Raw genomic sequence first — 21778 nt, 5'->3', positions numbered from 1 at the left:
ATACTCATTTCATCCTTGATTTCTGAACAAGCGATTCTTTCCCCTTTTCATCTGTTTGACTATATTTCACCCGCACTCATGTTAACATTTGTAACTTTTTACTTTAAACTTCCTTTATGGATGATGCACTTCTAATCCACCGCCTTCAATTCGCCTTCACGATTTCATATCATTACCTGTTCCCGCAACTCACGATGGGACTCGGACTGTTGATTGTCATTCTCAAATGGTTGGCAATCAAAAAGAAAAAAGAATCATACAATATTGCCGCGCGATTCTGGGCGAAAATTTTCGCCATCAACTTTGCGATGGGAGTCGTCACAGGCATCCCGATGGAGTTTCAATTCGGAACGAACTGGGCGCGCTTCTCCACCTTTGCCGGCGGCGTTATCGGACAAACACTCGCGATGGAAGGTGTGTTTGCATTTTTTCTTGAATCTGCCTTCCTCGGCTTGTTTCTCTACGGTGAAAAGAAGCTTGGACAGAAAGGACATTTCCTAACGGCAATTGCCGTTTGGCTCGGCTCATGGATTTCCGGTTATTTGATTGTTGCAACGAACGCATGGATGCAACATCCGGTCGCCTACTCTATCGCCACCGATGGCTCCGTGCATGTGAATGATTTCTGGGGATTGATTTTCAATCCGTGGGCGTTCTGGCAATATCTTCACACGATGGGCGGCTCTGTTGTTACGGCTTCGTTCGTCATGGCTTCTGTCGGGGCGTTCTATCTTCTTGCACGAAGAGACCATGACTTCGGAAAAATGTTTATCCGTATCGGGGTCGTCACCGGAATTATAGCCAGCGTGTTTGAATTATTCCCAAGCGGCGACAGGCAAGGAATGTACGTGGCACAACATCAGCCGGTAACACTTGCCGCGATGGAAGGATTGTTTGAAACGAAAGAAGGCGCCGAGTTGATGATTCTCGGTCAGCCCGACATGGAAAAAATGAAGATGGATAATCCATTGTATGTTCCGAAGATGCTCAGTTTCCTGACCTACTACCGATGGAACGCGGAAGTGCGAGGTCTCGATTCGTTCCCGAAAGACCAGTGGCCCACGAACATCCCGCTCCTTTATTATAGTTATCATATCATGGTCGGATTGGGAACAATCTTCATTGCAATCATGGCGCTTTCAACATTTCTGCTTTGGAAAAAGAAATTGTTTGAGCAGCGATGGGTGTTGTGGATTCTGTTTGTTAGTTTTCCTTTTCCGTACATTTGCAACACAGCCGGATGGATGACCGCGGAACTTGGTCGCCAACCGTGGCTTGTGTATGGTCTGCTTCGCACAGTAGATGGAACTTCAACGATGGTTTCTGCCGGTAACGGATTGTTCACCCTGCTTGGATTTCTTGGGATGTATTTTGTACTGGGAGTGTTGTTTGTATTGTTAGTGATTAAAAAAATCAACGCGGGTCCCGATGCGTTGGCATTCAACAAAGGAAAGGAATCATAACAATGGAAACTCTTTGGTTCACTATCGTCACCTTCATGCTCACCATGTACGTCATCCTCGATGGCTTTGACCTTGGCGCTGGCATCATTCATTTACTCATCACAAAATCTCCTCGGGAACGGGAAATGATTATCAAAGCAATCGGTCCTGTGTGGGACGGAAATGAAGTCTGGTTGCTTGCGGCGGGCGGTTCGCTCTATCTTGCATTTCCACTTTTGTATGCTTCAAGTTTCAGCGGCTTCTATCTTCCGCTGATGATTGTTCTCTGGCTGATTATGTTGCGCGCTCTCGGTATCGAGTTCCGTCATCAACTTCATCACCCGATGTGGATTCGGTTTTGGGATACCATGTTTGCGGGGTCGAGTATTTTACTTGCTATCTTTTTCGGTGCGGCGCTCGGTAATGTTGTACGAGGGGTTCCGCTCAATGCCGATGGCTATTTCTTCGAGCCGCTCTGGACAACGTTCACTGTCGTTCCCGATGCCGGCATTCTTGATTGGTTCACTGTTCTCATGGGACTCGTTGCGCTCTTCACTCTTACCGTTCATGGCGCGAATTACATCGTTGTGAAAACAGAAGGCGAACTCCAAACCCGTGCACGGGCAATCTCCGGCAAAGCATGGTGGGGAATGTTGCTGACTTCCACTCTCGTTTTCTCAGCAACATGGTACATCCATCCTGAAATTTGGGATAATTACTTTGAACATTTCTGGGGATACATGTTCCCGGTTCTCGGTGTATGCGGATTGTTCGGGACATTCTACTTTAATAAACGAGAAGCAGACATGAGCGCGTTTCTCAGTTCAACGATGTTCATCGGAGGAATGTTGGCAAGCACTGCGTTTGGCTTGTACCCGAAAGTTCTTCCCGCCTCCACCGACCCGAATCTTAGTCTGACAATTTATAATTCATCCGCACAGGAATACGGATTAAGTGTCGGTTTCGTTTGGTGGCTCGTGGGAATTGTTCTTGCAAGCGGATATTTTATTTATGTGTATCGTGCATTTCGGGGGAAGGTGAATCTTCAGGAAGATGTTTACTGAGCACAAATTCAATTTTGTAGTATTTTTAAGTGGAGTCCAATTGCAATTGGACTCCACTTTTGTTTATATTTACCGCAATCATGTAGCATTCATGAGCCGAATCTTAAGACAGTTTGAAAAACAATATCATTGGTTTTTGTACAAAATCAATCTAACAATATGTATTCTTTGTTTTAGAGTAGGCTCAGTCACATTCATCAAATAATCAATGAAAAACTTTTTTCTCTATTGGCTCGTCTCCGTTGTCGGAGCAGTTGTACTTGCGCTGGAAATTCTCGGGACGCGGGTACTGGGTCCGTTTTATGGCGTCAGTATTTTTCTCTGGTCGGCTCTTATTTCCGTTACGCTTGCGGCGTTAAGTCTTGGCTACATGCTCGGCGGGAAAATGGCAGACAAGAATGCAAGCCTGAGTCGTCTCAGTTTGTTGTTGCTCATTTCCGGAGTCTGGATTCTCCTCATCCCGTGGATTCGTCATCCGTTTCTCACACTTGCTGAACCGTTAGGACTACGGACAGCAGTTCTTGTCGCCGCGTTCATTTTATTTTTTCCTCCGCTCATGCTTCTCGGAATGGTGAATCCGTTTGCCATCAAGCTAAAAGCGACCTCGCTTGAGACAATAGGGAAAACTGCCGGCAATCTCAACGCAATTTCAACTCTTGCAAGCGTTGTTTCTGCATTGCTTACCGGATATGTTTTGATTCCGAACGTCGGGGTCACAGCGCTTCTTCTGATTCTCGGTTTTCTCCTTCTCATCACTGCAATAGTCGGTTCGAGAATCGAAAAGAAATCGAAACTAACGCGAGTCTCTGCCATCATGCTCATTCTTTTTGCGGGATTGATTTTCCGAAACAATCCCGAAGTGTTGCCGAATCCCTCTGAAGGACTTCTTGCAATTGAAGAGAGTTCTTATGGAGAACTCCGCGTACTTGATATTGAAGAGCAACGCCATCTCCTTATTGACGGGGGAATTCACAGCCGTGCCGATACTTCAACATGGCGCTCAAGCGTCCATTATTGCGCGGTGATGGAACTGCCGAAATATTTTTTTGATGAACCGGGAACAGCATTGGTGATTGGACTTGGCGGCGGCTCGCTCGTCAAGCAATACGACTATCATTCATGGCAGGTTGATGCTGTGGAAATTGACCCGGTCGTCATTTCAATGGCGGAAAAGTATTTCGGATTGAGCCGTTCGGAAGCAAATCTTTTCGAAATGGATGGGAGACAGTTTCTTCAATCAACACAAAAGAAATACGACGTAATTATGCTCGATGCGTTCGGAAGCAGTTCCATTCCTTTTCATCTTTGTACGAATGAAGCCTATCAACTACTTTCATCCCGTCTGGTGCCAAACGGTATCCTTGCTGTAAACATCGAAACAAAAGGATGGGACGACCCGATTATCAGCACTTTTACCGCAACGCTGAAATCAGTTTTTCAGAACGTTCTTGTTTTGCCGATAGAAGAACCTCCTTCATCTTTCGGTAATGTCGTTCTTCTTGCATCACAGCAACGATTAGAACCGAAACGCGTTCCGGAAGATAATGTCACCTACGACCCCGCTTGGCGATACGGTCCCGGATATCAAAAAGTACACGCTTGGGATAATCGTTTCATCCCAAAATTTGAACATGCTACTATTCTGACAGATGATAAAAATCCGGTTGATGTGAGAGCGGAAGAAATTAATTATGCAGCGAGAAAAGAATTACACGAGTACTTTGCACATTACAAAGTAAAGATGAGTTGGTAAATTAGCTGACTGTTTACGGTTTCCAGTTTTCTGTTTTCTGTCAACTATTGTTAGTTCTTCATTCAAATATTACTCATCGCTTGAACTTTCTTCGAGAGGTTTGATTTCTCCTGTTTCTTCTACTCGCACCGGGTGACCTTCTAATTCTTTGGGAAGTTTTTGTTGAAGTTCCTGAGTCAACTTCACAACCATGATTCCGATGCACAACGTTCCGTCATTAAGCGAGCCGACATACACTCCCGCCACGCCTTCGATAGCCATAAGTTCGTTTGAATGAGATTCCAACACAAGATTTATATCGCGCATAGGCTTTTCGTCTGTTTTGTTTGATGAATTATTTGATTGAGTATCTGCACAACCTAAAAAGAGTACTACGAAGACCAAGGTATAAATCATAATTCTTCAATCAGATATCATCAATAAAAAAAAACACCCGCCTCAAGAGAAGCGGGTGTTTTTATTGATTTTGGAATATGTCGTAACCGACTAAAGGTTATTGACCAACCATAGTTGCGCCTGCCCAACTAAGGACTGCGCCAATCGGATTGGCTATACCACTTGTTGCACTTCCAGCAAAGCAAAGACCAACTGCTTTGGGGTTTGTCGTAACATCCTGAACCATCAATGAACCCGAGTCACCTGATTGAATAAATCGTCCACCCGAAATAACTAATTGTCCTGTAAACGTTTTCGTAAATGCTGTTCCGCCAGCACATTCGTTTTCATACGTTATACTGACCGTTGCATTCAAACCTGAAATCTTAGAACGGGTTAAGCCACTTGTACGTCCGCTTTTCTTCACCGCTTGATTGAGTGATGCGGCAATTGTTGTTGCAGAAATGGTACCGACTTCAAGAATTGAACCATCCGTGCGAACCATTCCGGGAGTTATTTGTGCAAGCGCTGCATCTACGTTTGAACCCGGTAAACTCTTCATACCGGAAAGTGTTGCAACGTTTTGTGCGTTGTTTGCATTGCAACTTACATCAATTAGTCCCGGTTGAATAACAGGGTCGCCTGCTTGCGCAACGCGACTGTTTCCGCCGTTCACGATATCCGCTTCAAGCACGTGGTAGTTGCTAAGGATGTATTGACTTCCACCCTTCTGTACTAACGCGCCAAGCGTACCACCGCAACAGTATCCGTTGGCTAAATCATATCGCCAGCCGCCAGATGTTCCGAGTTGAATCGGGGGAGTTTGTTTTGCTGTGTGACTCACGCCACCACCGCTGGTTTTTAATGCTTTGAATTTTCCGGTGACTTCCGTAATCACGGGAACACCATCAATCTCGCGCGGAATAGCGAATGTACTCTTCGCACCTTTGATTGAGGTCGCAGATTTCTCTAAATAGACAATCATTGCGAGACGACCATCATCGGTCATACCTGTTGCGGTTCCGACAACATTTTGGTCCTGCATGAATCGCGCTGTGTTGCGATCCTGCACGGCCATCACAGCCTGAACTGCCGGTGATTCTGCGGTCAACTTCTGGAATGGTTCCTGCGTTGTTGCCGGAGTTGAAATATCTTGTTGCTCACTGCATCCAACCCATAGCATGGTTGAAAGAACTGCAACAATCAATAAAATAGAAATAAGAGATTTTTTCATATATCTCTCCTTAGTTGGTTGAAATTAATTGTGTGAATTAGTTAAGAGATTTTATTTTCAGATTGCTGGTACCAACAAAAAAAATGTGTAACAACTATTCATGTAATTTTTATTAATACTTACAATTGATAAGCACACGTAACGTGCTGTAAGTATAAACAAATTCAGACAAAATATCAATGATATTGCGTCACAAAAAAAATTTAAGTTAAAAATGGTTTCACGTGGTAAGCATGCACAAGAGCATATCTAATGATTATAATTGTTAGATAAGATATTCATTGCTATTTGTTTTCTCCTTTTAATAAAAAAAAGCAAGTTTTTATTGAAGATAATATCTGTACCGAATAATTCCTTTTCAACAAAAAAACCCCGTCTGCTTTTGCAAACGGGGTTTTAATCACTCTGAAACTTCTTAAGATTATTCCAAAGTTATTTTCTGTTCAATTAGAAGCCGCTGACGTTAAGTCGTCCGCCTGTTACACATTTACCAGAAAGTGAAGCTGTCGGAACTGCTGCGGCTAAGATAGCTGCTTTTATCGTTGCTGCCGAAGCACCTGCGTGTGTTGATGCATAAAGAGCACACGCACCCGTTACATGCGGTGTTGCCATTGATGTTCCACTATACGAACCGTATTTGTTTCCGGAAGTATTGGGAAGTGTTGAGTAAATACCGGAACCTGGAGCGCCGATATCAACTGTTGTTGCACCATAGTTGGAAAAACTTGACTTTGCACCAGTCGAAGTGATAGAAGCAACCGCAATAATGTTTGCGTTGGGGTAGTTAGAAGGATAACTTGCAACTGCATCGTTGTTGTCACCAACACCGTCGCTACCGCCGTTACCTGCTGCTGCACAGAACAAAATGTTTGCAGTATTAGCGCGTTCAATGGCATCTTGTAATGCCTGTGAGAAACCACCACCACCCCATGAATTATTAGAAGCAACAATGTTTAACCCGTGACGAGTCTTCATGTCCGTTAAATAATCAACTGCTTTAATTGCATTTGCAGTTGTTCCGCCTGCTCTGCCTAAAAACTTTAACGTGATCATCTTGACTGCCCAGTTTACTCCGGCAACGCCTTTTGCATTTCCACCAATACCGCCAATGGTACCGGAAACGTGCGTTCCATGATCATCTTGTGTACCATCATACGTGGTATTATCATTTTTATCGAAATCCCAACCGTGGGTGTCATCTTTGTAGCCATTACCATCATTATCAATTCCATCAACCGGGTCGAATTGATTCGTCCAGATTTGACCTGCAAGGTCTTCATGCGCCCATTGTGCACCTTCATCTATTACACCAACATAGACAGTGGATGAACCGGTGTTTCCGGCTGCCCATGCTTCGCCAGCTTGACTTCCGTATTGGTTTGCAGGAGATGTTCCATCACCATACATTCCCCACAACGAGCCGTTTGTGTAATACGTATCGTTCGAGGTCGCATCATGATAATAGTAGTAATTTGGTTCTGCATATTCGACTTCGGGCGAGTTATTCAGCGCTTTAACAGCATCTGCAACAGATAACTTTGTCTGCACGACGGTAATACCTTCCATGTCACCTGCTTGTTTCATAGCGGCAGTAACAATTTTCTCGCTACTCATCGCATTGACAGATTTCATCGCACCGTTGCGTTTTGCGGCTGAAATTCCTGACTTAAACTTCACGATAACTTCGCCGGGAACATATTCAGCGCGAGGACCTTGATAGCCTGCTTTTTCTACCATAGCAGACTCTTGCGGATCTTGTCCCTGTGTCAAAGATTGGTCATCGGATTGACAACCGGGAATAAGAAGAACAACTAAGGATACAAATAATCCGAACAATATCAATTTGCCGGATAGTGTATTTAATTTATTCATATTAATACCTTTAAAAAAATGATTAATAATGTGTTAGTTAGGGTTTAATTTGTTTAGACTGTTAACTTTAATTTCAAACTACGGGATTAACCAACAAGAACTTCAAACAATGATCGGCTCATATGACATTTCAAAAATACGAACTTCGCACAAGTGACGGGGATAAGTTTAATAAAAAAAAAAGTTATTGCCAAGCATTTTTACTAAAAATCTAATTATTTTTTATGCTAAATTTGAATTGTGTGATATTCATAAGCACATTCATTCAAGGTTCATTTTCTTGATTCTTATACCTATATCTATCAAAATCAGTACGTTTTCAATCGTTTTCACTTCACGATATGAGAGGAAACTTCTCACGCCTGAGAAATATATTTGCAAACCTTACTAATTTCCCACGTGACAATTACTTTCCTGTGGAATGATTCTTGTCAAATAAACAGTAATCTCTTTATAGTCGTGATTGCTTATTATCAACATATTCCCCGAAAGGAAAGCAAACCATGAACATCCATTCGATTTACCATCGCCTCGCGTTTCATTCTTACTTCATATTTCCCTCTCTTTTTCTTTTCTTCATTCTTGCTTTGAATTATGGCTGTGAGAAAAAGAAAGAACTGCCGAAAGAACCTCAGCCAACAGTAACGCTTGAAAATTTGCAATCTGCGTACAACAAAGCAATGCGACATAATTTTATGTATGCGAAATTTGTGCTTCAGGCAGAAAAAGAAAAGAACAAAGAAGTTGCAAACCTCTACCGCGCGGTTACGCGTTCAGAAGAAATCCATGCACAACGCCATGCAGAACTCCTCAGAAGTAAAGGAAGAGAACCCCAACAACCCGTGTTTGATTCTATCACAGTCGGAACAATCATGCAGACGTTGAAGATGGCATTGAGTAGCGAAGAGATAGAAGTTGAATCAATGTATCCGAACCTTGTGCGAACGGCAGAAGCGGAAAAATTTCCTGCGGCGACAGAGCAATTTACATTTTGCATGGAAGGGGATGCACGACAGATGGAATTGATGAAAGAAGCGCAGGAAAAAAACGGAAAAATAAAGAGCGTTCAATATTATGTTTGTCCGGGTTGCGGTTACATTTTTACTTCAGAAGAAGTGGAAGAATGTCCAACCTGCAAAACCACAAAAGATAAGTTCGAAAAAATATAACCATGCCTTCACACGATTCTTCAATGTTCATTCTCCAGCGAACCGAATTTGATAGGTTACTAACCGCACTTCAACAACGCGGCTATTGTGTACTAGGACCGACCGTGCGCGATGGCGCCATTGCCTACGACGAAGTGCCTTCGTCGGATAATTTCCCCGTCGGCTGGACCGACGAGCAACGTAATGGCGCCTACCGCCTCAAAAAACGAACCGATAACGCCCTCTTCGGCTACGTTGTCGGTCCGTATTCATGGAAGAAATTTCTCTTCCCTCCCGTTCTCAAACTCTTCTCTGCCAAACGCAACGGGAAATCATTCGACGCACAACCCACAACTCACAACTCACAACTCACCAAATTTGCATTCATCGGAGTTCGGTCCTGCGAACTGCACGCTCTTGGAATTCAGGATACCATCTTTACCAAAGGTGAATACATTGACCCGCATTATCAATCGCTTCGGGAACAGGTGTTCGTTATTGCAGTAAATTGTACGGAAGCAGGCGGCACATGCTTCTGTGTTTCGATGAACACCGGACCGAAAGCGTCAAGCGGATTTGATTTGGCGCTCACGGAAATCATCAACGAAAAAGAACATTACTTTGTTGTTGAAAGTGGAAGCGAGCAGGGAAAAGAAATCCTGAAAGAACTTTCGCTTCCTGCTGCTGATGCAACCTCTATAAAAGAAGCTTCGCGTCGTGTTCAAAACGCGGCTCAACACATGGGCAAGACGATGAACACAACCAATGTCAAACAATTACTGCAAGAGAATTTTGAACACCCGCGCTGGGATGATACAGCGAAGAGATGTCTCACCTGTGCAAACTGCACGATGGTTTGTCCGACATGCTTCTGCACAACAGTCGAAGATGTTACCGACTTAACCGGTGAGCATGCCGAACGATGGCGCAAGTGGGACTCTTGCTTCACAATGGATTTTTCCTACATTCACGGCGGAAGTATTCGTCCCTCCGTGAAGGCGCGTTACCGTCAGTGGATGACACACAAACTTTCAACATGGTTCGACCAATTCGGAACTTCCGGTTGTGTCGGATGTGGAAGGTGCATTACATGGTGCCCGGTCGGCATTGATATAACCGAAGAAGTCCGTGCAATTCAAAACAACAGAATCAAAGAACAATTACCCGTTTCAGTCTAAGGAATATTTATGGAAAATTTAGAAAACATCGTATCAGAACATCCGTTCTTGAAAGGTCTCGACCCGCAATATATTCAACTTGTCAGCGGTTGCGCATCGAATGTGCGATTTGAAGCGGGACAATATTTATTCCGCGAAGATGAAGAAGCGAACTGGTTTTATATTATCCGCCAGGGAAAAGTCGCAGTGGAAGCGTACGCGGCAGAACGGGGCGCGGTTATTATTGATACTGTTGAAGAAGGAGATGTGCTCGGCTGGTCGTGGCTGATTCCGCCATACAACTGGCACTTCGATGCTCGCGCTATCGAACTCACCCGTGCAATCGCTCTCGACGGAAAATGTCTCCGCAATAAATGCGAACACGACCACAACTTGGGATATGAATTGCTGAAACGCTTCGCTCACATCATTGAACAGAGATTGGAAGCGACACGGATTCGTTTGTTGGATTTATATGGCAACGGAAAGTAACTCTATGAACACTATCGTTCCCAATCCGATGTTACCGCAACCGTTTGCAGTACAACGGGTGAGACGAGAAACACACGATACGTTTACGTTGGAACTATCGCCTTCTGAAAAACATGGTTTCAAATTTTCTCCGGGACAATTCAACATGTTGTATGTTTTCGGAATCGGTGAAGTTCCGATTTCCATCAGCGGCGACCCGACGAGACAGAAAACACTCGTGCATACAACACGCGCCGTCGGCACTGTTACGAAAGCAATGTACAAACTGAAACGTGGCGATGTACTTGGTGTGCGAGGTCCGTACGGTACACAGTGGCCCATTGGCAACGCGCTTGGGAATGACGTTATTATCGTTGCGGGGGGCATCGGACTTGCACCGCTTCGTCCGGCAATTTATCAACTGCTTTCACAGAGAGAGAAGTTCGGGAAGATTGTCATCCTCTACGGAACAAGAACTCCTGACGATATTCTTTTCAGAAAAGAATTGGAACAGTGGCGCGCACGGTTTGATTTGGAAGTTCACATCACGGTTGACCGTGCAATGAGCGGTTGGCGCGGAAGCGTGGGCGTAGTAACGACACTCATTCCCAAGGCTCCATTCGATCCGCTCAACACGGTTGCAATGGTCTGTGGACCGGAAATTATGATGCGATACACAGTTACAGAATTACAAAAACGCGGCGTCCCGACAAATGATATTTACATCTCGATGGAACGCAACATGAAATGTGCAATCGGGTTGTGCGGGCATTGCCAATGGGGGACGGAGTTCATTTGCAAAGATGGTCCGGTCTTCCCGTTCAGTGAAATCAAATCATTGTTTGTCAGGAGGGAATTGTAATATGGCAAAGAAACGAAAACCGAAACTTGCAGTCTGGAAATTTTCTTCGTGCGATGGCTGTCAATTAAGTTTGCTTGATTGCGAAGATGAACTGCTTGCAGTGGCAGGCGCCGTTGATATTGCAAACTTTCCTGAAGCATCACGCGCTGTAGCAAAAGGACCGTATGATATTTCACTCGTCGAAGGTTCCATTACAACTCCGCATGAAGCAGAACGAATTCATCAGGTACGCCGGCAATCAAAATTGCTCATCACCATCGGCGCTTGTGCGACTGCCGGGGGAATTCAGGCGTTAAAGAATTTCAAAGATGTGAAAGATTTTATCTCGGCAGTGTACGCATCGCCTGAATACATTGAGACGCTTGCAAAATCAACACCGATTGCCGACCATGTGTTTGTTGATTTTGAACTGCGCGGCTGTCCCATCAACAAATACCAACTTGTCGAAGTGCTGAACGCCTTCCTCAACGGACGAAAACCGAACACTCCCGCCTACAGCGTTTGCATGGAATGTAAACGACGCGGAAATATTTGCGTGATGGTTGCGCACGGCACAGCGTGCCTCGGTCCGGTTGTTCACGCGGGTTGTGGCGCAATTTGTCCGTCATACAATCGCGGCTGTTACGGTTGCTTCGGTCCGAAAGAAACGCCGAACACAAGTTCACTTGCTGAATGGTGGAAACAACTCGGAGTTTCGGAAGAAGATATTGTTCGCGGCTTCCGGGGATTCAACGCGTATGCGGATGCGTTTAGGAAAGAAAGCGAACTGCATGAAGTCTGATTTAGGATTTAGGATTCAGGATTGAAGATTAAAAATACTCCGATACAAATCCAAAATCCTTAATCGAAAATCTTGATTAGTGTAACTTGAAGTATGAAATAAAAAGATGAAATCAAATCGTTCAATCAAAGTAGATTACCTCGCGCGTGTCGAGGGTGAAGGCTCGCTTACCGTCAAGATGAAAGGCGGTGAAGTGACAGATGTGAAGTTCAAAATCTTCGAGCCGCCGCGCTTCTTCGAGGCGTTTTTGCGCGGGAGAAAATTTTCCGAAGCGCCGGACATTACTTCGCGTATCTGCGGCATCTGCCCGATTGCGTATCAAATGAGTTCCGTTCATGCGATGGAAAGTATTTTCGGAGTGAAACTCGACGGACAACTTCGTGAACTTCGCCGGTTGTTCTATTGCGGCGAGTGGATTGAAAGTCATGTTCTGCATGTGTATATGTTACACGCGCCTGATTTCCTTGGCTATCAGGATGCAATTCAACTTGCAAAAGATTATCCTGAAGTCGTTCAGAAAGCGCTCCGATTAAAAAAAATCGGGAACGACATTGTGACGTTAATTGGCGGGAGAGAAATTCATCCCATCAATGTCAAGGTCGGAGGATTTTACAAAGCGCCAACGAAGAAAGAACTCACTTCACTCCTCAACAACCTTGAATGGGCGAAGGATGTTGCATTGGAAACCGTGAAGTTCACGGCAACTCTTCCCTTCCCTGAGTTTGAGCAAGATTACGAATTTGTTTCGCTCCGTCATCCGGACGAATATCCGTTCAACGAGGGACGACTTGTTTCCAACAAAGGGTTGGACATTCCTGTTCGTGAATATGAAAATCATTTTGTGGAAGAACATGTCGAACACTCGAATGCTCTTCATTCTGTCTTGAAAAATCGAGGCAATTATTTTGTCGGACCGCTTGCTCGCTTTGCGCTCAACTTCGATAGACTCACTCCACTCTGCCAACAAGCGGCGCGTGAAGCAGGACTTGGCGAGTCGTGTTACAATCCGTTCAAAGGAATTATTATTCGTTCCATTGAAACATTGTATGCAATTGAAGAAGCGATTCGAATCATCAACAAGTATGAAATGCCCGATTCACCTTCGGTACCATTGGAAATCAAGGCAGGAACCGGGCACGGTTGCACCGAGGCTCCACGGGGAATTCTCTACCATCGCTACACGCTCGATGAGAAAGGAAATATTCTCAACGCAAAGATTGTCCCGCCGACATCGCAAAATCAAAAAACAATCGAAAATGATTTGAGAGAGTACGTCAAGCGCAATATCAATCTCCCGAACGATAAACTAACTTGGCAATGCGAGCAAACCATCCGCAACTACGACCCGTGTATTTCGTGTGCAACACACTTTCTTAAATTGAATATTGTGCAGGACGAATTTGTGGAGTAATGGAGTGACGGAGTGGTGGAGTGTTGAAGTGTTAAGGTTACTATTTCTGCTTTATGAGTTCAAGTATCAAGTATTTATGAAAAATTAATTTATGAAACTACTATCTCTCCTCGCAATCATTCTTGCTGTTCTTCTCCTTCCTTTATCTCTGTATTCACATTGCGATACGAAAAACGGACCTGTTGTTACAGCCGCGCAGAAGGCTTTGGAAACCGGAAACGTAAACTACGTTTTGGTTTGGGTGCAGAAAGATGCCGAAGCGGAAATTAAACAGGCATTTGAAAAAGTACTTGCGATACGAAAGCAAAGTCCCGAAGCAAAAGAGTTTGCGGATAATTATTTCTTTGAAACCGTTGTGCGCATTCATCGCATGGGCGAAGGCGTGGGATATACCGGCATTAAATCCGAAGGGACGCAAGTTGAACCGGGCATCGAAGCCGCTGATGAAGCAATCGAAAAGGGGAACGATAAAGAACTTATCGAACATCTTACTCAGGCGCTGTCAAAGGGTGTAAAAAAACATTTTGAGGAACTTCAACATCAGAAGAATTATGCTGTTGATAAAGTTAACGCAGGTCGTGAATACGTGAAAGCATACGTCGAGTTCATTCATTATGTTGAACGGCTTCATCAGTCAATTACAACGCCGTTGGAATCACATGGTGAACCGACGCAGGAACACAAACACTAACCTGAGTTCGGGTTACTGGTTTCTGGCTACAGGTTTCAAGCAGTAAGTATCCGGCATCAGCCATTAAGTTATGAAAACTCTTGTCATAGGAATCGGTAATCAATTTCGGAGTGATGATGCTATCGGTATTCTTGTTGCGCGTGAAGTTGCTTCACTTAATATTCCGGATGTAGAAGTGATTGAACATTCCGGCGAGGGGGCGTCATTGCTCGAAACGTGGATGAATTATCCAACCGTCATCATTATTGATGCAGTTGTTTCGGGCGCGGAAACAGGTACAACACACATACTCGATGCGTGTCAACAAAATATTCCCTCTGAATTCTTTCACTATTCTTCCCATGCGTTCGGTCTTGCAGAAGCAGTTGAACTCGCTCGCACATTAAACAAACTTCCTGCACAAATGACAATCTTTGGTGTTGAGGGAATCAATTACGATTTTGGAGAATCGCTTTCATCAAAAGTTCTTGAAGCAGTTCCCCATTTGGTTGAGAAAATAAAATACACACTCAATTTCCCTTCTTAACTTTGCAATAAAGACTTTTTTCTTTTTCAGCCATGATAAAAGAGAAAAATACAACTCTGAAAATGAATGAAAACAGAACACTTTTGACTTTTCCTCATGGCATATAACTTGAGACTTTACTCTTTGTTGAATTGACAATTTCACGTCAAACAGATTTCAAATAACTCCTTGTTCCGTACTACCGGATACATCACAACGGAACTTCCTGTCCCTTCTGTCATACAATCTGAACTTGTTTCGGATTACCGTTCTTTTCCCGCTCACTGTTGAATTCATGCCTGCACACAACTACAATGTCAATGAGAATGAAGTGTAAGTCTGATTTGAAAAGCGGGACAAATCATTAACTAATTTTTTTTTCTAATATTTTTGAAAGGTAACACGTTATGTCAGACGTTCTCACAATAACCGATAGCAAAACCGGAAAACAATTCGATATTCCAAAAGATATTGTCATGCCGGACCACCTCAACATCATTGATAGCAGAACGGGAAAAGAATATCCTGTTCCCATTACGGACGATACAATCAAAGCAATGGACTTACGCCAAATCAAAGTCAAAGCAGATGATTTTGGTATGATGACGTACGACCCCGCGTTCATGAACACCGCGTCATGTAAAAGCAAAATCACGTTCATTGATGGCGACAAAGGTATCCTGCAATACCGCGGCTACCCCATTGAACAACTTGCAGAACATTGCAACTATCTCGAAGTCGCATACTTAGTTCTCTACGGCGAACTTCCGAACAAGAAGCAACTCGAAGACTGGACGAAGAACATTACTCTCCACACCATGCTTCATGAAAACATCAAGAAGTTCATGGAAGGATTCCATCCTGATGCGCACCCGATGGGAATGTTAGTCAGTACGGTGGGCGCGCTTTCCACGTTCTATCCCGATGCGAAAAATATTTTCAATGAAGAATCGCGCAAGTTGCAGATTTACCGTCTCATCGGAAAGATGCCGACCATTGGCGCGTATGGTTATCGTCATCGCCTTGGTTTGCCGTATGTCTATCCCGATAACGAACTGAGTTATGCGGGAAATTTCCTCAACATGCTCTACAAGATGACGGAACAGAAATACAAAGTCAATCCTGTACTTGAACGCGCTCTGGAAATTCTCTTCATCCTTCATGCTGACCACGAACAGAATTGCAGTGCGAACGTTATGCGTAGCATCGGCAGTTCGCAGGCAGACCCGTTTGTTTGTACTGCGGGAGCGGCGGCGGCGTTGTACGGTCCGCTTCATGGCGGAGCAAATGAACAAGTGCTGGTCATGTTGAAAGAAATCGGTTCGAAAGATAAAGTGCCTGCGTTCATCAAAGAAGTGAAAGAAGGAAAAGGCGAGAAACGTTTGATGGGCTTCGGACATCGCATCTATAAAAACTATGACCCGCGTGCAAAGATAATCAAACAGACAGCCGACCAGGTGTTTGAAGTTACCGGACGCAATCCTCTGCTCGATATTGCCATCGAGTTGGAACGGATCGCTTTGCAGGATGATTATTTCGTGAAGAGAAAACTGTATCCAAACGTTGATTTCTATTCAGGAATCATCTATCAGGCAATGGGCTTCCCGACCGACGCATTCACGGTGTTGTTCGCAATTCCGAGAATGTCCGGCTGGCTTGCACAATGGCAGGAACTTCTGCTCGACCCGGAACAAAAAATCGCACGTCCGCGCCAAGTCTATCTGGGCTACGACAAACGTGACTTTGTCCCGATGGAAAAGCGCTCATAGTTGATTGGAATGGAGGAGTTTTGGAGTAGTGGAGTGATTTGATTTCAGATTACGAATTGTCCCAAGGGGCTCTTTCGGAACCTTTATTGAACTGGCATAATAATAATCCTGAATCCTCATAATCACACTCCATTACTCCATTACTCCTTTACTCCTTTACTCCATCATTCCATTTTTCATTAAATCCCATACATAGTGAAAATGATTTAGAAACGGTATTATTTCTATAAAAATAAATTGTAACTCCCTGTAGAAATCCTCAACAAGTCCATACCATACAGTAAAGACATAGGTGCGCTTATGCCTTTTTCCAGAGACACATCTGTTTCATCTCAAGTAAACTGTCTCTGAGCCATCCATCATAATTCCGTTCTTTCTTCATCGCCAGAACTTCAAAAGTTCCGACGGATGAACTGCGTTTACCTTACCGCTCAACATTTTTCGTCGGCGGAATTTCTTTACTCTATTCACAAATACAAGAACAGAAAGGTCATTACTATGATTTTGTTACGATGGTTTCTTTCTCTCTCTCTTCTGTTGTGCATCGGATTTACATCGCATGCGCAGAAGAGAATTACTTCAACAACAACTCAGGTTCTCTCTGCCTCTCTCAGCGGCATGAAATGGAACGATGCTGACGGCAACGGGACAAAGGATATTGGTGAAACGGGCATCAGCGGCTGGAAGATATATCTCTCCGGCACGGCTACCGATACGCAACTGACTGATGCGAACGGCTATTATCTTTTCACCAACCTTGTTGCCGGTAATTATACACTTAACGAAGAACAACAAACAGGATGGAGCCAAACGTTTCCTGTTTCTCCGGGAACCTACACAGTTGATTTGCTCGATGCTGATTCCCTGTTGAATTATGATTTCGGGAATCGTGCAGTTCATACAATCGTTGCAAGCGCGGGTGAGAACGGCTTCATCTCTCCTTCGGGAAATGTCCTCGTTCTCAATGGTGATGATACGACATTCACCATCACACCGAATACCGGTTATCATGTCGCGGATGTTCTTGTGGATGACATTTCTGTCGGCGCGGTTACAACATATCCGTTCACGAATGTTACAGCGAATCATACAATATCCGCTTCGTTTGCAATCAATACCTACACCCTCACCATCAATGCAACAAACGGAAGCGTGTCAAAAAATCCGAACCTCGGTACGTACACGCATGGTTCATCTGTCATTCTCACGGCGATTCCTTCCGAAGGATACAACTTTGCAAATTGGAGCGGCGATGTAAGCGGAAGTGAAAATCCTGATACGATTCTCATGAACGGCAATAAAACCGTGACAGCCACGTTCTCGCTCCAAACGTTCAGTATCACAGCGACAGCAACGGGGAACGGAACAATCACACCGCCGGGAACAACAAATGTCGGATTTGGTGGAAGTCAGATGTATTCCATAACTCCGGGCACAGGGTATCATATTGATAGTGTTGTCGTGGATGGAGTGAATGTCGGCGCACTCGCGAGTTATGAATTCACTGCTGTCATCGCCAACCACACGATTGATGCCTACTTCTCCATCAACATGTACACAATTACTGCATACATTACATCGGGAGGAATTTCAAGTCCGGCCGGCGATACCTCAATCGCTCACGGAAACAACGTAACATATACCTTCTATCCGGACGAGGGATATCATATTAAGAATGTATGGGTTGATAGTGTTCTTGTCGGTGCGGTTTCAACTTACACGTTTACGAATGTAACAAGTAACCATTTTCTTGAAGTACAATTCGCCATCAACACATACGCGCTGAACGTTACCATTATCGGGAGCGGAAGCGTGGTAAATAATCCCGACGTAGCAGTTTATAATCATGGAACAATAGTTCAACTCACCGCCTATCCTGCATTGGGATATTTCTTCGGCTCGTGGAGTGGCGATGCAAGTGGCTTTAGCGCCACAACGAGCGTAACAATGACGAGCGCGAAAAATGTCACCGCTACGTTTGTGTTCGATGAAGCATACTTGAAAGAATTCCGAACGGCATCGTACGATATCTGGTCTCGTGCGACAGACAGAGCAGGAAAATTAAAAGCGGAGAAAAAGAAAAACGCCAACGTTGTGTTTCAGTTCAACATGGCCGCTGACCCGAGCAAACTTCTCATGCTTGAATTTTCCATGAATGCTACCGGGTATGTTACGCCGAAGAATTCTCCCACCGATACACTCGATACCTTCACCGGAAAACTTCCTCCCGCGCTCGTGCTTGATGTGAATAGCGGCGACACAATCTCTGTGTTCGGGATGGGAAATCAGGGAAAGGCAATCAAAGTGAAATATGCCTGGGGAACGGCGAAGAAAATGAAATTGCCTGATTCTGTTTTCATCGAGAACCGTCCGACACTTCCGATGCCGAACCTCCATAATGTCGGAGAAATGCTTTTCGGGAAAACCACCAACGCATTTCCGGCCGGTTTGCTTGTTGGAATTCCGCAAGGTCTAAAAGGCGGGAACTCTGTTCTTCTGAAAAAGTATGCTGACGTTCAATCATCCATGAGAAAGAAAAATCTCTTCCATACAACACCGGGGAAGTGTCTTGATTCACTCGGAGGAAAACTGATGAGCAAGCAACAGAAAACGCTGCCTCCTGATAAACAGAACAACGCTCTCTTTGCCGAACTCCTGACGTTGAAACTAAACATCATGGCAAGCGTGTGGAATTATTTCCCGAACGGTTTCGGCGAACTGACATTCGATAACCCGGATAATCCGACGAGTCCATTCAACGGAATGATGGTGGCCGACATTGTTCGACACGCTGATTCACTCATTTCGTGCTTGACACTCGGCGGGACATATTCCACCGTAACGCTCTCAGACGCGTATGCTCTCCTGACAAAACTTGACAGCGCGTTTAACACGGCAACAATTGATACATCGGCATTTGCAGATTCGCTCCGGTTGACCGGCGTGAAACCACTCTTTCAGGTTCCGTTCCTTCAACTGACTCCAGGAGTAATTCCGAAAAGTGCCTTTTCGTCTTCGTCAGCAAACGAGTTGGATGAACTGACGTTCAGGCTTGAGCAAAATTATCCGAATCCGTTCAACCCGACGACGGATTTCGAATTTCGGATTGCCGATTTCGGACTGGTAACATTGAAAGTGTTCAATCTTCTTGGACAAGAAGTTGCAACACTCATCAACAACGAGGAAATGGAAGAAGGTGAATACTCGATTGAATTTGATGCGAGCGGACTCCCAAGCGGAATTTACTTCTACCGTCTCGAAGCGACGGGGATTGAACGACCCGGAGAGTCGTTCGTGCAAACACGAAAAATGCTTCTTCTCCGGTAATCATCAAACATGAATGAACATACTTTAATGAACAAGATTGTTAGAAAGGAAAAAATTATGAACAAGGTATTCTCTCTCTTTTTGATTTGCTTCGTCCTCTGTTTTGCCGTTACCATGGTAAACAGTCAAACAGACAAGTTACTACAACAAGCGCAAGTGATGATGAAAAATTACTCACCACCTGCAGAGATTCAAATTCAACCGACGGAAACTCCTGCGGAATCGTGGCAGGCAGAATATGAGCAACTCTCCTCGGTGCAAAGTTTGCGGTATGCAACAAGCGTCCTTGCGTACAGCACACAATACGGAACAGGAATCTACTCTGCAACTCAGGCGCTTGGTGCGCCGGATGTATATCCGTATTACGGTATCCATGGTAATTCATGGGCAAGCGCTACGCCCGATGGACGACGTGAGTATCTGGAACTCGGTTTCGATAATCCAGAGCCGGTCACTTCCATCGGTATTTATGAAACATATCGTACCGGTGCGATTGATACTATCTATGTAAAAAATCCAACCACTTCTCTATGGGAAGTTGTCTGGTTTGCTGCCGCGGGTTGGAAAGGTGATTCGGCAAGATTTTTTATGGTAAATTTTGCCACGACTTCGTTCGATGTCTCCGAGATCAGGCTTGCAATCAACTCACCGGCAGTTTCCGGCTTCAATCAGATTGATGCGGTTGTTTTGTCTTCAACACCGATACGACCAATTCGCGTAAACACGATGCCGAGTAATTCGAAAAGCACTTCGTATGCAAACGCGTTGGTGAATGTTGCGCATGACGTATGGGGAAATGTTCACGGCGGAACATCACCCTATAAGTATTATCTTTTTTATGGTGATGGTGCAATGGATTCCGGCAACGTAACCGACGCACATAATATAGCGAAGACTCATACGTACACAACCGCCGGACCGAAAACAATGAAGTTGTTCGTCACCGATGCGCTCGGTCGTTCAGATAGTGACCAATCGGTGATTCAGGTATATGCTTCTACGACTCAACAAATACGCGTGAACATGGCGATTGAGAAAGGTCTCCGGTATCTTTATTTGAATCAATACTCCGCAGGTTACTGGGCTGATAACAGCAACGCCAACGCATCAACCGGTATGGCGCTGCTTGCATTCGAGGAAAATGGTCACTTACCCGGCAACGATATTGACGATGATATTTATTCTGAATATGTTCGGAAGGGATTGAACTATTTGTTCGGCAACGCTACAACAATGGCAATGACTCCGCAAACAGCCGGAATTCCTGACATCAATGGAAACGGACTGGGCGTGTACGTCAGCACAAGCACGTACGCAAATGGAATGGGGATTTTGGGAATCATCGGCGCGCATCTTTCAGCCGCGAGCGCGAAGAACGATACAATTCCCGTCGGCGCGTATAAAGGCAAAACCTTTTACGACTTCGTTGTAGATGCAGTTGACCAATGGTGCTACAGTCAAACAGATGCAGGATGGCCGAGAGGTGGATGGCGTTACAACGTCAACACATCGAGCAATGGCGATGCTGATAACTCAACAACACAGTGGCCCGCGCTCAATATGGAAGCGGCGGAAAAATCGTGGGGCGTTCCGGTTCCTCAATGGGTGAAGAACGAAATGTTGTATATCCTGCAATACTCACAACACGCAAGCGGCGGCTTCGGCTATCAAGGAACAGAATGGCAAAATATCACCAAAACCGCGGCAGGTATTGGAGACTATGCGTTTCTCGGTTACACAACAACGCAAACTCCCGTTGCAAATGCAATTAGTTATATCAATACGTATTGGTCAGCAACCGGCGATGATGGAAACAGTGGCTGGCGACGGCATCTTGAGGGAAATACGTATGCAATGTATGGCGTTGCCAAAGGAATGAGAATCATCAACAACCGACTCGGTGAACACATGATTGG

The 21778-nt window shown here is 44.7% G+C and carries 16 protein-coding genes; 13 read left to right on the top strand and 3 right to left on the bottom strand.

Features of this window, described 5'->3' with window-relative positions:
• Positions 1–116 precede the first annotated feature (116 nt).
• The 3 genes from HY960_15355 to HY960_15345 all read left to right on the top strand — a co-directional run bounded on the left by HY960_15355 (position 117) and on the right by HY960_15345 (position 4259).
• Positions 117–1463, top strand: a complete 1347-nt coding sequence (locus HY960_15355) for a cytochrome ubiquinol oxidase subunit I (GenBank protein MBI5217132.1) — start codon at positions 117–119, stop codon at positions 1461–1463.
• A gap of 2 nt (positions 1464–1465) precedes the next feature.
• Positions 1466–2506 (top strand): cytochrome d ubiquinol oxidase subunit II, encoded by a 1041-nt coding sequence (gene cydB, locus HY960_15350; GenBank protein MBI5217131.1) that lies wholly within the window; start codon positions 1466–1468, stop codon positions 2504–2506.
• 208 nt (positions 2507–2714) lie between these two features.
• Positions 2715–4259, top strand: coding sequence for a fused MFS/spermidine synthase (locus tag HY960_15345; protein ID MBI5217130.1), 1545 nt, complete (start codon positions 2715–2717; stop codon positions 4257–4259).
• A 69-nt stretch (positions 4260–4328) separates the two neighbouring features.
• Here HY960_15345 and HY960_15340 read toward each other — a convergent pair whose 3' ends face one another.
• The 3 genes from HY960_15340 to HY960_15330 form a co-directional block, all read right to left on the bottom strand.
• Positions 4329–4565 carry a hypothetical protein gene (locus HY960_15340; GenBank protein MBI5217129.1) on the bottom strand — a complete coding sequence of 79 codons (237 nt, stop codon included), beginning with the start codon at positions 4563–4565 and terminating at the stop codon, positions 4329–4331.
• A 187-nt stretch (positions 4566–4752) separates the two neighbouring features.
• On the bottom strand, positions 4753–5868 hold the full coding sequence (locus HY960_15335; protein MBI5217128.1) for a hypothetical protein: 1116 nt from the start codon (positions 5866–5868) through the stop codon (positions 4753–4755).
• A 447-nt stretch (positions 5869–6315) separates the two neighbouring features.
• Complete coding sequence (locus HY960_15330; GenBank protein ID MBI5217127.1) at positions 6316–7605, bottom strand: S8 family serine peptidase; 1290 nt, start codon at positions 7603–7605, stop codon at positions 6316–6318.
• A 638-nt stretch (positions 7606–8243) separates the two neighbouring features.
• On the opposite strand from HY960_15330, the gene HY960_15325 reads away from it, so the two are divergent.
• The 10 genes from HY960_15325 to HY960_15280 all read left to right on the top strand — a co-directional run bounded on the left by HY960_15325 (position 8244) and on the right by HY960_15280 (position 19862).
• Positions 8244–8909 carry a rubrerythrin family protein gene (locus HY960_15325; protein ID MBI5217126.1) on the top strand — a complete coding sequence of 222 codons (666 nt, stop codon included), beginning with the start codon at positions 8244–8246 and terminating at the stop codon, positions 8907–8909.
• A gap of 2 nt (positions 8910–8911) precedes the next feature.
• On the top strand, positions 8912–10066 hold the full coding sequence (locus HY960_15320) for a 4Fe-4S dicluster domain-containing protein (protein ID MBI5217125.1): 1155 nt from the start codon (positions 8912–8914) through the stop codon (positions 10064–10066).
• Between the two features lie 9 nt (positions 10067–10075).
• Positions 10076–10537: a cyclic nucleotide-binding domain-containing protein gene (locus tag HY960_15315; GenBank protein ID MBI5217124.1), complete on the top strand. Its 462-nt coding sequence runs from the start codon at positions 10076–10078 to the stop codon at positions 10535–10537.
• Positions 10521–11378 (top strand): FAD/NAD(P)-binding protein, encoded by an 858-nt coding sequence (locus tag HY960_15310; GenBank protein MBI5217123.1) that lies wholly within the window; start codon positions 10521–10523, stop codon positions 11376–11378. Before HY960_15315 ends, HY960_15310 begins: the two co-directional genes overlap by 17 nt.
• 1 nt (position 11379) lies before the next feature.
• Entirely contained in the window at positions 11380–12159 is a 780-nt protein-coding gene (locus HY960_15305) for an oxidoreductase (protein ID MBI5217122.1), read from the top strand.
• Positions 12160–12265: 106 nt separating this feature from the next.
• Positions 12266–13570: a Ni/Fe hydrogenase subunit alpha gene (locus HY960_15300; protein ID MBI5217121.1), complete on the top strand. Its 1305-nt coding sequence runs from the start codon at positions 12266–12268 to the stop codon at positions 13568–13570.
• 91 nt (positions 13571–13661) lie between these two features.
• On the top strand, positions 13662–14261 hold the full coding sequence (locus HY960_15295; protein MBI5217120.1) for a hypothetical protein: 600 nt from the start codon (positions 13662–13664) through the stop codon (positions 14259–14261).
• Between the two features lie 70 nt (positions 14262–14331).
• Positions 14332–14787 carry a hydrogenase maturation protease gene (locus HY960_15290; protein MBI5217119.1) on the top strand — a complete coding sequence of 152 codons (456 nt, stop codon included), beginning with the start codon at positions 14332–14334 and terminating at the stop codon, positions 14785–14787.
• A gap of 455 nt (positions 14788–15242) precedes the next feature.
• A complete protein-coding gene (locus tag HY960_15285) occupies positions 15243–16535 on the top strand; it encodes a citrate synthase (protein MBI5217118.1) in 1293 nt (430 codons plus the stop codon).
• A 498-nt stretch (positions 16536–17033) separates the two neighbouring features.
• On the top strand, positions 17034–19862 hold the full coding sequence (locus HY960_15280) for a T9SS type A sorting domain-containing protein (GenBank protein MBI5217117.1): 2829 nt from the start codon (positions 17034–17036) through the stop codon (positions 19860–19862).
• Positions 19863–21778: the final 1916 nt, after the last annotated feature.

The organism is Ignavibacteriota bacterium (genome assembly GCA_016212665.1).
In the GTDB taxonomy this organism is placed as follows: domain Bacteria; phylum Bacteroidota; class Ignavibacteria; order UBA10030; family SZUA-254; genus FW602-bin19.
The sequence above is the reverse complement of the archived record's forward strand: the minus strand, read 5'-3'. Positions and strand labels throughout refer to the sequence as shown.

What these genes read in the sequence shown, in the direction of transcription:
- HY960_15355 (MBI5217132.1), top strand. Translation starts at nt 117, where the DNA reads ATGGATGATGCACTTCTAATCCACCGCCTTCAATTCGCCTTCACGATT.
- cydB (MBI5217131.1), top strand. Translation starts at nt 1,466, where the DNA reads ATGGAAACTCTTTGGTTCACTATCGTCACCTTCATGCTCACCATGTAC.
- HY960_15345 (MBI5217130.1), top strand. Translation starts at nt 2,715, where the DNA reads ATGAAAAACTTTTTTCTCTATTGGCTCGTCTCCGTTGTCGGAGCAGTT.
- HY960_15340 (MBI5217129.1), bottom strand. Translation starts at nt 4,565, where the DNA reads ATGCGCGATATAAATCTTGTGTTGGAATCTCATTCAAACGAACTTATG.
- HY960_15335 (MBI5217128.1), bottom strand. Translation starts at nt 5,868, where the DNA reads ATGAAAAAATCTCTTATTTCTATTTTATTGATTGTTGCAGTTCTTTCA.
- HY960_15330 (MBI5217127.1), bottom strand. Translation starts at nt 7,605, where the DNA reads ATGGTAGAAAAAGCAGGCTATCAAGGTCCTCGCGCTGAATATGTTCCC.
- HY960_15325 (MBI5217126.1), top strand. Translation starts at nt 8,244, where the DNA reads ATGAACATCCATTCGATTTACCATCGCCTCGCGTTTCATTCTTACTTC.
- HY960_15320 (MBI5217125.1), top strand. Translation starts at nt 8,912, where the DNA reads ATGCCTTCACACGATTCTTCAATGTTCATTCTCCAGCGAACCGAATTT.
- HY960_15315 (MBI5217124.1), top strand. Translation starts at nt 10,076, where the DNA reads ATGGAAAATTTAGAAAACATCGTATCAGAACATCCGTTCTTGAAAGGT.
- HY960_15310 (MBI5217123.1), top strand. Translation starts at nt 10,521, where the DNA reads ATGGCAACGGAAAGTAACTCTATGAACACTATCGTTCCCAATCCGATG.
- HY960_15305 (MBI5217122.1), top strand. Translation starts at nt 11,380, where the DNA reads ATGGCAAAGAAACGAAAACCGAAACTTGCAGTCTGGAAATTTTCTTCG.
- HY960_15300 (MBI5217121.1), top strand. Translation starts at nt 12,266, where the DNA reads ATGAAATCAAATCGTTCAATCAAAGTAGATTACCTCGCGCGTGTCGAG.
- HY960_15295 (MBI5217120.1), top strand. Translation starts at nt 13,662, where the DNA reads ATGAAACTACTATCTCTCCTCGCAATCATTCTTGCTGTTCTTCTCCTT.
- HY960_15290 (MBI5217119.1), top strand. Translation starts at nt 14,332, where the DNA reads ATGAAAACTCTTGTCATAGGAATCGGTAATCAATTTCGGAGTGATGAT.
- HY960_15285 (MBI5217118.1), top strand. Translation starts at nt 15,243, where the DNA reads ATGCCGGACCACCTCAACATCATTGATAGCAGAACGGGAAAAGAATAT.
- HY960_15280 (MBI5217117.1), top strand. Translation starts at nt 17,034, where the DNA reads ATGATTTTGTTACGATGGTTTCTTTCTCTCTCTCTTCTGTTGTGCATC.